Source organism: Pseudomonas sp. C1C7 (assembly GCF_013359595.1).
In the GTDB taxonomy this organism is placed as follows: Bacteria; Pseudomonadota; Gammaproteobacteria; order Pseudomonadales; family Pseudomonadaceae; genus Aquipseudomonas.
The window spans coordinates 112,409-124,275 of record NZ_JABFMP010000012.1 but is presented as its reverse complement, the minus strand read 5'-3'; the positions used below and the strand labels follow the sequence as shown (position 1 = coordinate 124,275).

The following is an 11,867-nucleotide window of genomic DNA, read 5'->3' as shown; positions in this document are numbered from 1 at the left end:
AGGAAGCGGAAGTATCGAGGGGATATTACAGACCGGGCGGCTTTCACTGCCCTGTTTCAATCAAAAGCAAAAGATCGCAGCCTCTCGAAAGGTCCGGAGAAGGCTGCGATCTTTTGTGCGCCAGGTTACGCCGTTAACGAATAGATCAACGCCGAAATCGCCACCAGCCCAACCGCCACCACAAACACGTTAGACGCCTGGCCACGATAACGGGCCATGGCCGGGATCTTGCGCACGGCGTACATCGGCATCAGGAACAGGATCGCCGCGATCACCGGGCCTCCCAGGGTTTCGATCATGCCCAGGATGCTCGGGTTCAGGGTGGCGACGATCCAGCACACCACCAGCATGAACGCGGCGGTCATGCGGTCCAGGGTCTTGGCTGCCGGGCGCTTGCCGCTCTTGACGATCAGGCCCTTGAGGCCTTCGCTGGCGCCGATGTAGTGGCCCAGGAACGACTTGGAAATGGCCACGAAGGCAATCAACGGCGCCGCGAAGGCGATGGTCGGGTTGCTGAAGTGGTTGGCAAGGTAAGACAGGATCGACAGGTTCTGCGCCTTCGCTTCGGCCAGTTGCGCCGGCGACAGGGTCAGCACGCAGCTGAAGACGAAGAACAGCACCATCACCACCATCAGGGCGTGGGCGCGGGACAGGATCTGCGAGCTGCGCTGTTCGGCGTGCTCACCGTAGCGACGCTTCTGGTCGACGGCGAACGCCGAGATGATCGGCGAGTGGTTGAACGAGAACACCATCACCGGGATCGCCAGCCACAGGGTGTGCAGCAAGGCCGAAGGCTCGGGCAGCGTGCTGGCGGTGGTCAGGATGCCGCCGTTCCAGTGCGGAATCAGGAACACCGCCAGGAACAGCAAGGCCACGATGAACGGATAGACCATCAGGCTCATGGCCTTGACGATCATCTGCTCGCCGCAACGCACCACGGCCAGCAGGCCGAGGATCAGCACCAGAGACAGCACCGCGCGCGGTGGCGGCATGATGTGCAGTTGATGCTCCATGAAGCTGCCCACGGTGTTGGTCAGCGCCACGCTGTAGATCAACAGGATCGGAAAGATCGCGAAGAAGTAGAGCAAGGTGATCAGCGCGCCGGCCTTGAGACCGAAGTGCTCTTCCACCACGTCGGTGATGTCCGCGCCTTCACGACCGGACAACACGAAGCGGGTCAGGCCGCGGTGTGCGTAGAAGGTCATCGGGAACGCCAGCAACGCCAGGATCAGCAACGGCCAGAAGCCGCCGAGACCCGCGTTGATCGGCAAAAACAGGGTGCCCGCACCAATCGCCGTGCCAAACAGGCCCAGCATCCAGGTGGTGTCATGACGATTCCAGCTCGATAGGGTTGCTGGTGTCGCTGCTGCATAGCGTTCGTTGACGCTATTGACCTGATCATTCATCCGGTCGGATCTCCGCTTTCCGGTCTTTTGCCACCCGGCCAGGACGAGTCGGAAAAATCCGACAGGCAGCGCCCTGGCCGAAACAGCGTGCGATTCTCCGGGATTCCCGATCAGAAGCAAAGACTTAGGTGAGGAACGGTTGTACCAGGTTGCACCAGCGCCCTATCCCTTGTAGGAGCGAGCTTGCTCCCGATGGTCGTCAACGAAGACGGGGCAAACCTGATGCCCCGCGGTGATTCTGCGTGCATCGCGAGCAAGCTCGGCTCCTACAGGGGGCGGTGTCATTTCTGCCATGGCGTTTCGTCGGCGAGCGGTAGATCGGGCTTGATAAAGGTTGTTCGTAATGTATTTTGAATGAACCTGCCCTCAACCCGGAGTCATGCCATGCCACTGGTTCGCGTCGAGATCAAAAAGCAACAGGACCCTACCTACGCCAAACGCATCGGCGAGCTGATTTACGCCGCCATGCACAGCACCATCGGTGTACCCAAGGATGACAACTTCCAGATCCTCGCCGAGCACGACGAGCATCATTTCATCTTCGATCCGCAGTACCTTGGCATCCCGCGCACTGACAAACTGGTGATCATCCAGATCACCCTGAGCGAAGGCCGCACCGTCGAGCAGAAAAAACTGCTCTACAAGACCATCGCCGAGAGCCTCAACCAGGAACTGGCCGTGCGTCTGGAGGACGTTTTCATTAATCTGGTGGAAGTGAAGAAGGAAAACTGGTCGTTCGGCAACGGCATCGCCCAGTACGCCCTCTGACATCCCATTTCGATATCTGTGAGCCACCCATGCCTCGAGTTTCCCGCAAGCAAGCCGACCTCAACCGCGAAATCATCGTCGATGCCGCGACCCGCCTGTTCCGCGAGCGCGGACTGCACGGGATCAGCGTCGTCGATGTGATGGCGGCGGCCGGACTGACCCATGGCGGTTTCTATGGTCATTTCGAGTCCAAGGAAGCCTTGGCCAAGGAAGCCAGCGAGCGGGCGTTCAAGCAGGTGGGCGAGCGCTGGAAGCTCAGGGCCGATACCGGCGAAAGCAGGGCGCAGGCACGCAAGGCCCTGATCGACCCTTACCTTTCCACCCACAGCCGTGACAACCCCGGCGAGAGCTGTCCGGTGGTGGCTTTCGCCGGGGACATGTGTCACGAAAGCACCGACAGCGGCTTGCGCGAGCCGTTTCTGGCGGGGCTGAATCGACTGCTCGACTCGTTCGGCAAGATGATGGATTCGGACAACCCCGAGGAGCAGCGCCAGCAGGCGTTGGTGCAGTATTCGCTGATGATCGGCGCCCTGACCCTGGCCCGTGCGACCCGGGGTGAGGCGCTGTCGGATGAGATCCTTGATGCGGCGAAGCGCTACCTGACCAACCCCGAAGCCTGAGGCACCTGCAGGAGCGAGGCTTGCCCTGGTGCCAGTCAGTTAGGACAAACATCGCAGTGCGCGGCAGCTCCTACACTGGTTCGAATGTGACGATTGCCAAATCGCCCGGCAGGCAGCAATCTCACTGGACGTTCGAGCCCGATATCCATGCCTAAAGGAGCCAAGCATGACCGCAACCGTACTGGTACTGGTTGAGACCATCAACGATTACCTGCCCATCCTCGAACATCAGGGCTTTCACCTGATTCTGGCCCCGACCCCCGCCGAGCGCGCCGAAGCCATCAAACGCCACGGAGACGGGATCGACGCGGTGCTGACCCGCGGCCCGCTGGGCCTGACTGCCAATGAAATCGCTGCCCTGCCCAAACTGAAAATCATCTGCGTGATCGGCGCAGGTTATGAAATGGTCGACCTGCAAGCCGCCGGCGATCGCGGCATCACTGTCACCAACGGCGCCGGGGTCAACGCCTCCTCCGTCGCCGACCACGCCATGGCCCTGCTGCTGTCGCTAGTGCGCGACGTGCCTCGCTGCGACGCCGCCGTGCGCCGGGGCGAGTGGCCGAAAATCATGCGCCCTTCCCTTGCCGGCAAACGCCTGGGCATTCTCGGTCTGGGCGCGGTCGGCCTGGCCATCGCCAAGCGCGCCGCGGCCGGATTCGACATGAGCGTGTGCTACCACAACCGCCAGCATCGCGACGACGTGCCCTACGAGTTCTGCTCGACCCCCACCGAACTGGCACGCGCCTCGGACTTCCTGATCATCGCCACTCCGGGCGGCCTGGGCACCCAGCACCTGGTCAACCGCCAGGTCCTCGACGCCTTGGGGCCCAACGGATTTCTGGTGAACATCGCCCGGGCCAGCGTGGTGGTGACCGCCGACCTGATCAGCGCCCTGGAGCAACGGCGTATCGCCGGCGCCGCCCTGGACGTGTTCGATGCCGAGCCCCAAGTACCGGACGCACTCAAGACACTTGGCAACGTCATCCTGACCCCGCATGTCGCCGGCCTGTCGCCGGAAGCCACCCAGGGCACCGTCGAGCTGGTAGGCCGCAACCTCGTGGCGTTCTTCTCCGGCAAGCCCGTGCTGACCCCGATCGAGTTGCCGCGCGGCCTCAAGAACGCCGTGGTGTAGGACAATTCAAACAGGTGTATCAAAAGCAATGATTGCCCGGCAACACGCTCACCTATAAGGGCCGTTCGTGGTTGTGGCTGCCGGGTACGCACATTAGATTAGCCAATAGTTTGAGGCCTCTAGAATAAGCAGAAGGGATAAGCATGGCGCTTACTGACCAGTCCACCCGTATCCGCTCCGGCGAAGAACTCGATGCCAGCCTGATCGATCCGTACCTCAAGGCGCACATTCCCGGCCTCACCGGTTTGCCGCAGATCAGCCAGTTCCCCGGCGGTGCGTCGAACCTCACCTACCTGATCGAATACCCGGAGCAGGAATTCGTCCTGCGCCGGCCACCCTTCGGCCACAAGGCCAAGTCCGCCCATGACATGGGACGTGAATTCCGTATCCTCAATCAATTGCGCGACGGCTTTCCGTATTGCCCCAAGGCTTACGTGCACTGCACCGACGACTCGGTGATCGGCGCCGAGTTCTATGTGATGGAACGGGTCAAGGGCATCATCCTGCGCTCGGAACTGCCGCCGGAGCTGGGCTTCGATTCCGCGAAAACCGAAGCCCTGTGCAAGAGCTTCATCGACAAGTTCGTCGAACTGCATCGTGTCGACTACAACGCCTACGGCCTGGGCGACCTGGGCAAGCCCGAAGGTTACGTGGCCCGGCAGATCAAGGGCTGGAGCGACCGCTACGAGAAAGCCCTGACCCCGGACGCGCCGCAGTGGGAAGCGGTCAAGGCCTGGCTCAACGACAAGATGCCGGCCGATCACCCGACCTCCAGCATCGTACACAACGACTACCGCTTCGATAACGTGATCCTCGACCCGAACAACCCGATGCAGATCATCGGTGTGCTGGACTGGGAGCTGACCACCCTCGGCGATCCGCTGATGGACCTGGGCAACAGCCTCGCCTACTGGATCGAAGCCGGCGACCCCGCGCCCGTGCAGCTGATGCGTCGCCAACCGAGTCACGCGCCGGGCATGCTGACCCGCCGTGAGTTCGTCGATTACTACGCCGAACGCTCCGGGATCCAGATCGACAATTTCGATTTCTACTACACCTACGGCCTGTTCCGCCTGGCCGGCATCGTGCAGCAGATCTACTACCGCTTCTACCATGGCCAGACCCAGGACAAACGCTTCGCGCAGTTCATTCACATGAACAAACTGCTGGAGCAGATGAGCTTGCAGGTCATCCAGAAATCCAGCCTTTGATCGCTTTTTCCATTGCACATCAGGCCTAAAACAAGACTCACAAGGGAATCCCATGTCCAAGACTCAGTTGTTCGACCTCGACGGCAAGATCGCTTTCGTCTCCGGCGCCAGCCGCGGCATCGGTGAGGCCATCGCCAAACTGCTGGCCCAGCAAGGCGCCCATGTGATCGTTTCGAGCCGCAAGCTCGAAGGCTGCCAGCACGTGGCCGACGCGATCATCGCCGCCGGTGGCAAGGCCACTGCCATTGCCTGCCACATCGGTGAAATGGAACAGATCAGCCAGGTCTTCGCCGGCATCAAGGAACAGTTCGGCCGCCTGGACATCCTGGTCAACAACGCGGCGACCAATCCGCAGTTCTGCAACGTGCTGGACACCGACCTCGGCGCGTTCCAGAAGACCGTCGACGTCAACATCCGCGGCTATTTCTTCATGTCGGTGGAAGCCGGAAAGCTGATGCGCGAGAACGGTGGCGGCAGCATCATCAACGTTGCGTCGATCAATGGCGTCTCGCCGGGCGTGTTCCAGGGCATCTACTCGGTGACCAAGGCGGCGGTGATCAACATGACCAAGGTCTTCGCCAAGGAATGCGCGCAGTTCGGCATCCGTTGCAACGCCCTGCTCCCGGGCCTGACCGACACCAAGTTCGCCTCGGCGCTGGTCAAGAACGAGGCGATCCTCAACACCGCCCTGGCACAGATCCCGCTCAAGCGCGTGGCCGACCCGAGCGAAATGGCCGGCGCGGTGCTGTACCTGGCCAGCGATGCGTCCAGCTACACCACGGGTGTTTCGCTGAACGTGGATGGTGGGTTCCTCTCCTGATCCCACCCGCATTTGTGCAGGAGCTGCCGAAGGCTGCGATCTTCTGATTTGCTTTTGAAAATCAAAAGATCGCAGCCTCGTTTCACTCGACAGCTCCTACAGGGAGGTGTTGATTTTTGGCAGCTGCCAACCAAAGTGCACCGACAGCAAGCGCAACGCCGGATAACGCCAGTTGGCCACGGCATTGGGCGGCGTGGCGCCGATCAGCAGGTCCCGGGTCACCCCGCCACCCAGGGCGACGATGAAGGCAATCACCATCACCCCGAGCAGGTCCAGGCCGCTGCGCATGGCGCTGATCGCGCCCTCGATGGCAAACACCGCCGTGCCGACAAGATCGGCGAAAAGAACGATTTTCTCGACACGGGGCTTCAAGGACGGCGGCGCCCGGCGTTACTGAGTGACGCAGCGCGTGGTGGTCGTGATGCGCGTTATCTCGCCGTTTTCGTCACGCACATCGCCCAGCACATCGGTTTTATCCATGGCCTGGCAGGTGCGGACTGGAGGGGGCGGCGGCGCGGCAGGAGGGGGTGGTGGCGGACTGGAGCAGCCGGCGAGCAGCGCCGTGCAGAGTGCCAGAGGTGCAAAAACGCGTTTCCCAAGAGTTTTCATAGGTTGACCCGCGATAAGTGGTAGACACCCTTTTTGTGACCACGGCAACTGCGCGAAAAATCCGCGTAGCTGTCACAAAAAAAGTATTTGCGTAACACTTATAGCCCAATCATTGGCCAACGCCATGAAAACCTGACAGTTCTTACATCACAGGATCCGGGCGATTCAGGGTATTGCTATCGAGTTCGTAACGCAGCTCTTCGATCAGCGCGGCCACCGCTTCCGCTGACTGCAGGGTGGCCATGTTCAAGCCACTGACCACCAGATCCACTTGCCCCGAGAGGGGGTGGTAGAGCTTGACGGTCAGGTAGTGATCGCCGGTGATGCTGCAATCACAGGCGCGGGGAGAGAAACTGCGTTCGATCAGCATGCGCAGCTGGGCCAGCGTCATCATGGGTTCAAATCCCGGGGCAGGGATAATTCGGGGTGCAGATTCATCAGGGCATTCCTTCGGCTGCTTCGCAGGGGACACGCAGGCATTGGCAAGTACCTGTCGCACCCTTGCAGCCTAGGAGCCGCCGCCCGCGCTCAACACATCAAATTGCACCCCGCCAGCTAGTGCATTTGCACCTTACCCTCGGCCCCTGGATTTCCCGGTGCCGGAGAACAGGCCCCGCTCCCGCGCCCAGACAATCGCCTCGCTGCGGCTGTGCACATCGAGCTTGGAATAGACCGTCGCCACGTGATTGCGCACGGTGTTCGGTGCGAGTTTCAAGCGCGCGGCAATCTCCTTGTCCGCCAGGCCCTCGCAGATCAACCCCAACACATCGCGCTCCCGGGCGGTGAGATCGGTGAAGGACACGCTGGGCAATCGCGGTGAGTTGACGTTTTTCGCATTGGCCAGTTTTTCGATCAGCGTGCGGCTGAACCAGGACGCGTCCTTCATCACCTCTTCAATGGCCGACACCAGTTCCAGTTCGGTGCGTTTGCGCTCGGTAATGTCCATCAACACCAGCAGGTAGCAAGGACTGTCCTGAATGTTCACGGTGTCCGCCGACACCGCGCAATCGATCAGCCCCGCGTCTTTCCTGCATACCCGCACATCGATACGGTCCAGACGCCCGGTTTTCTCCAGCGCCGCGAACAGGCGCATGCGCGCGCCCTTGTCTTCGATGAAATCGATCTGGGTGATGCTTTCGCCAATGACTTCTTCGCTGGGGTAGCCAAGGGTATCGAGGAAGGCTTCATTGACGTCCAGCACGACCTGATCACCCGCACCACATACCAGGATCGGCACCGGTGACAGGCGAAACGCCTTGGCAAAGCGCTCCTCGCTCTGGCGCAGGGCCATTTCCGCCTGGTATCGGGGTTCGATGTCGACGAAGGAAAACAGCATGCAGGCCTCGTCGTTGAGTTCCAGCGGCTGGCCAGCGACGATCACTTGCTTGCTGCCTCCGTCGGGCAGGCGCAGTTCGGCCTGCATCTGCGGGATGGTCGCGCCTTCGAGCAGACGCTGCTTGGCCAGGTTCTTGTTCTCTGCCTGTTCCAGCACATCCAGCTCATAGGTAGAAGTGCCTATGACTTGATCCCGGGTATAACCGGTCATTTCCAGAAAACCCGGATTGACCTTGATGTAACGCAAATCGCTGAGGCGGCAGATCACCGCCGGCGCCGGGTTGGCGGCGAAGGTCTTCTCGAAACGCTGCTCGGCGCTGGCCCATTCGGTGACGTCGTCCATGATCAGCACCAGCGATTCGGGCTGATCGAAGCGATCGGTCAGCACCAGGCTGCGCACGCGATGGAACCAGGTGCGCTGTTGCTCATCCGAGGTGTCGGTCACCTCCACCAGCACATCACTGAAGGTCTCGCCACGCAGGACGCGATTGATCGGATAGCTGTCGCCGGGGACTACGTGATTGTTGCGATAGCGCAAGGCGAAACGCGTGGTGTAATCCCACGCATCGGCGCCCAGATCACTGACCTGCGCCACACCGTGCATGGCCAGCGCCGCATCGTTGGCCCAGAGAATGCTCTGGTCCGGATCGAGCACAATCACCCCGTCGGAGAGGCCGGCGATGATCTGCTGCAACTGGCGGCGATTGGTTTCGGTGGTCAGGACATCCTGGTTCATTGCATCTCCACTCGGTCGACGGGGCCTGAAATGTACGACCACCGGGGGCTGCAATCGTGCGAAGAACCTTTGGTGCAGGTGTTTCCTGTGCGAGGGGGCAAGCCCTAATGCCTGTCAGCTAAGCCGCCAGCTGCTACATGGACCGTGTTTTGCCTTAACTGACTGGCATTAGGGCTTGCCCCCTCGCCACAGGTCAGGCGGCGAGTTCTCCTTTGGCCACCGCCGCCGACGCCGCCAGCATCGCCCGCAACAACACCGCACACCCCGCCGCCAAATCATCCGGCGCGGCGTTTTCGATTTCGTTGTGGCTGATACCGCCTTCACACGGCACGAAGATCATCCCCGCCGGACCAAGCTCGGCAAGGAAGATCGCGTCATGCCCTGCCCCGCTGACGATGTCCATGTGTGACAGGCCCAGGCCTTGCGCCGCACCGCGCACGGCCTCGACGCAGCCCTTGTCGAAATACAGCGGCGGGAAATCGGCGGTGGGAGTCAGTTCATAGCTCAGGCCGTGTTCCTGGCAGGTGGTGTCGATCACCTCGCGGACTTCGGCGATCATCGAATCCAGGCGAGCCGGCTCCAGATGCCGGAAGTCCAAAGTCATGCGCACTTCGCCGGGAATCACGTTGCGTGAGCCCGGATAGGCTTGCAGGCATCCGACGGTGCCGCAGGCATGGGGTTGATGGCCCAGCGCTGCACGATTGACCGCACCGACGATCACCGCCGCCCCGACAAGGGCATCCTTGCGCAAATGCATCGGGGTTGGCCCGGCATGGGCTTCGACGCCGCGCAGTTTCAGGTCGAACCACTTCTGCCCGAGGGCGCCCATCACCACGCCGATGGTCTTGCGTTCATCTTCCAGAATCGGCCCCTGCTCGATGTGCGCTTCGAAATAGGCGCCCACCGGGTGACCACTGACCGCCCGGGGCCCGGCATAGCCGATGGCATTGAGCGCCTCGCCCACGGTCACGCCCTCGGCGTCGACCTTGGCCAGGGTTTCTTCCAGGGTGAACTTTTGCGCAAACACCCCGGAGCCCATCATGCACGGAGCGAAACGCGAGCCTTCTTCATTGGTCCACACCACCACTTCCAGCGGCGCTTCGGTTTCCACGCCCAGGTCATTGAGGGTGCGCAACACTTCGACACCGGCCAGCACGCCGAAGCAGCCATCGAACTTGCCACCGGTGGGCTGGGTGTCGATGTGGCTGCCGGTCATCACCGGCGGCAGGTCCGGATTGCGCCCCGGACGACGGGCGAAGATATTGCCCACCGCATCGATGCTGACGCTGCAGCCCGCCTCCTCGCACCACTTCACAAAGGTGTCGCGGGCCTGGCGGTCGAGATCGGTGAGCGCCAGGCGACAGACCCCGCCCTTGACCGTGGCCCCGAGCTTGGCCAGCTCCATGAGCGACTGCCACAGGCGATCGCGGTTGATGTGCTGATGGGCGGATTGCAGAACGTCTACGGCTGCGTTCATGGGGATCTCCTCAGGCAGTTCTTGTGTATTTCTTCAGGCAGTTTTCCGGTGTCTTCAAGGCCGTCTTCGCGGGCCTGTCCTCACAACGCAGATTTCACGACCGACGGGCTCGACCGCATCACGCACAACCCGTAATAGATCAACCCACCCAGCGCCGACCCGGTAAACCAGCCATAGCTGTAGAACCAGCTGAACGCATCGCTGCCCAGGGACAGCAGCGTCAGCACCACCGGCACGCCAAAGGCGAAAAACCCGCTCCAGTTCCACGCCGGGTACACGTCATCGCGATAGAGCCCGGCAAGGTCCAGTTGCTGTTTCTTGATCAGGAAATAGTCCACCACCATGATCCCGGCGATCGGTCCCAACAGGCTGGAGTAGCCCAGCAGCCAGTTGGAATACACGCTCTCCAGGCTGATATCGGAGACGATCAGCCCCAGCTTCTTCAGCAGTTCATGGGCCATCAGCGCCAGGCCGACGAAACCGGTGAGCATCACCGCCTTGGTGCGGTTGATGACCTTGGGGGCGATGTTCTGGAAGTCGTTGGTGGGCGAGACGATGTTCGCCGCGGTGTTGGTGGACAGCGTGGCGATGATGATCAGCGCCATGGCCACCGCCACCCACACCGGGCTCTGGATGTGGCCGATCAACGTCACCGGATCGGACACCGTGACGCCCACGAGCTTCACCGAAGCGGCGGTCATCACCACGCCCAGCGCGGCGAACAGGAACATGGTCAGCGGCAGCCCCATGATCTGCCCGACAATCTGCGCCTTCTGGCTTTCGGCGTAGCGACTGAAGTCCGGAATGTTCAGCGACAGCGTGGCCCAGAAGCCCACCATCGCCGTGAGACCTGCGGCGAAGTAACCGACCACACTGGCGCCTTCGGGACGCTTGGCCGGAATCGCCAGCAGTTCGGTCATCGACACATTGGGCATCGCCCACACCAGCAGCCCCACGCCCACCGCCACCAGCAGCGGCGCGGACAGGGTTTCCAGCCATTTGATCGACTCGGCGCCGCGAATCACCACCCACAGGTTCAGCGTCCAGAACATCATGAAGCCGATGACTTCACCGGTGCCGCCCAGGGATTTCCAGCCCTCGAACACCGATCCCAAAAACAGGTGAATGGCCAGCCCACCGAACATCGTCTGGATGCCGAACCAGCCGCACGCCACCAGCGCGCGGATCAGGCACGGGATGTTCGAGCCGAGGATGCCGAACGAGGAACGCAGCAACACCGGGAACGGAATGCCGTACTTGGTGCCGGGAAAGGCGTTCAGGGTCAGGGGAATCAGCACAATGATGTTGGCGAACAGAATCGCCAGCAGTGCCTCGCCCACGGTCAGGCCGAAATAGGCGGTCAGCACTCCGCCCAGGGTATAGGTCGGCACGCAGATCGACATGCCCACCCACAACGCGGTGATGTGCCATTTGTTCCAGGTTCGTTCGCGCACCTTGGTCGGTGCCATGTCGTGGTTGTAACGGGGACTGTCGAGGACATCGCTGCCGGCTTCCAGCTCAAACAAGCCGTCGCGCTCGATCACTTGGGATCTGTTCTGTTGCATGGCCGCTCCACTGTTCTTTGAATTATTTTTTTGCTCATCGAGGGCTTGCGACATCAATAACTGTGCCGCACTCCTCTCTTGAGCATCGGGCAGTTCCATAAACACTTTGCAAGCAACTGATGTTTATCAGTTTTATTTATTGGATCGAGTGCCTTGGCAACTTGTCACGGTCAAGTTGCCCGAACAGT

At 61.3% G+C, this 11,867-nt stretch carries 11 protein-coding genes; 5 read left to right on the top strand and 6 right to left on the bottom strand.

What is annotated here, in order from left to right:
- Positions 1 to 125: 125 nt before the first annotated feature.
- A complete protein-coding gene (locus tag HNO86_RS12725; RefSeq protein ID WP_175377303.1) occupies positions 126 to 1,406 on the bottom strand; it encodes a serine/threonine transporter in 1,281 nt (426 codons plus the stop codon).
- A gap of 384 nt (positions 1,407 to 1,790) precedes the next feature.
- On the opposite strand from HNO86_RS12725, the gene HNO86_RS12720 reads away from it, so the two are divergent.
- The 5 genes from HNO86_RS12720 (at position 1,791) to HNO86_RS12700 (ending at position 5,957) form a co-directional block, all read left to right on the top strand.
- Positions 1,791 to 2,174 carry a tautomerase family protein gene (locus HNO86_RS12720; protein WP_175377302.1) on the top strand — a complete coding sequence of 128 codons (384 nt, stop codon included), beginning with the start codon at positions 1,791 to 1,793 and terminating at the stop codon, positions 2,172 to 2,174.
- 29 nt (positions 2,175 to 2,203) lie between these two features.
- Entirely contained in the window at positions 2,204 to 2,794 is a 591-nt protein-coding gene (locus tag HNO86_RS12715; RefSeq protein WP_175377301.1) for a TetR/AcrR family transcriptional regulator, read from the top strand.
- Between the two features lie 166 nt (positions 2,795 to 2,960).
- Entirely contained in the window at positions 2,961 to 3,926 is a 966-nt protein-coding gene (locus HNO86_RS12710; RefSeq protein WP_175377300.1) for a 2-hydroxyacid dehydrogenase, read from the top strand.
- A gap of 143 nt (positions 3,927 to 4,069) precedes the next feature.
- Positions 4,070 to 5,137, top strand: coding sequence for a phosphotransferase family protein (locus HNO86_RS12705; RefSeq protein WP_175377299.1), 1,068 nt, complete (start codon positions 4,070 to 4,072; stop codon positions 5,135 to 5,137).
- A gap of 52 nt (positions 5,138 to 5,189) precedes the next feature.
- Positions 5,190 to 5,957 (top strand): SDR family oxidoreductase, encoded by a 768-nt coding sequence (locus tag HNO86_RS12700; RefSeq protein ID WP_175377298.1) that lies wholly within the window; start codon positions 5,190 to 5,192, stop codon positions 5,955 to 5,957.
- A gap of 96 nt (positions 5,958 to 6,053) precedes the next feature.
- Here the strand turns inward: HNO86_RS12700 and HNO86_RS12695 are convergent, their stop codons facing one another.
- From HNO86_RS12695 to HNO86_RS12675, 5 genes are all read right to left on the bottom strand, one after another.
- The gene (locus HNO86_RS12695; RefSeq protein WP_256672624.1) at positions 6,054 to 6,329 is read right to left on the bottom strand and encodes a trimeric intracellular cation channel family protein; all 276 of its coding nucleotides are present in this window, start codon (positions 6,327 to 6,329) and stop codon (positions 6,054 to 6,056) included.
- Between the two features lie 379 nt (positions 6,330 to 6,708).
- Positions 6,709 to 6,960 (bottom strand): DUF1652 domain-containing protein, encoded by a 252-nt coding sequence (locus HNO86_RS12690; RefSeq protein WP_175377297.1) that lies wholly within the window; start codon positions 6,958 to 6,960, stop codon positions 6,709 to 6,711.
- 177 nt (positions 6,961 to 7,137) lie between these two features.
- Entirely contained in the window at positions 7,138 to 8,637 is a 1,500-nt protein-coding gene (locus HNO86_RS12685) for a helix-turn-helix transcriptional regulator (RefSeq protein WP_175377296.1), read from the bottom strand.
- A gap of 193 nt (positions 8,638 to 8,830) precedes the next feature.
- Complete coding sequence (locus HNO86_RS12680; protein WP_175377295.1) at positions 8,831 to 10,114, bottom strand: Zn-dependent hydrolase; 1,284 nt, start codon at positions 10,112 to 10,114, stop codon at positions 8,831 to 8,833.
- 80 nt (positions 10,115 to 10,194) lie between these two features.
- Positions 10,195 to 11,679 carry an NCS1 family nucleobase:cation symporter-1 gene (locus HNO86_RS12675; protein ID WP_175377294.1) on the bottom strand — a complete coding sequence of 495 codons (1,485 nt, stop codon included), beginning with the start codon at positions 11,677 to 11,679 and terminating at the stop codon, positions 10,195 to 10,197.
- Positions 11,680 to 11,867: the final 188 nt, after the last annotated feature.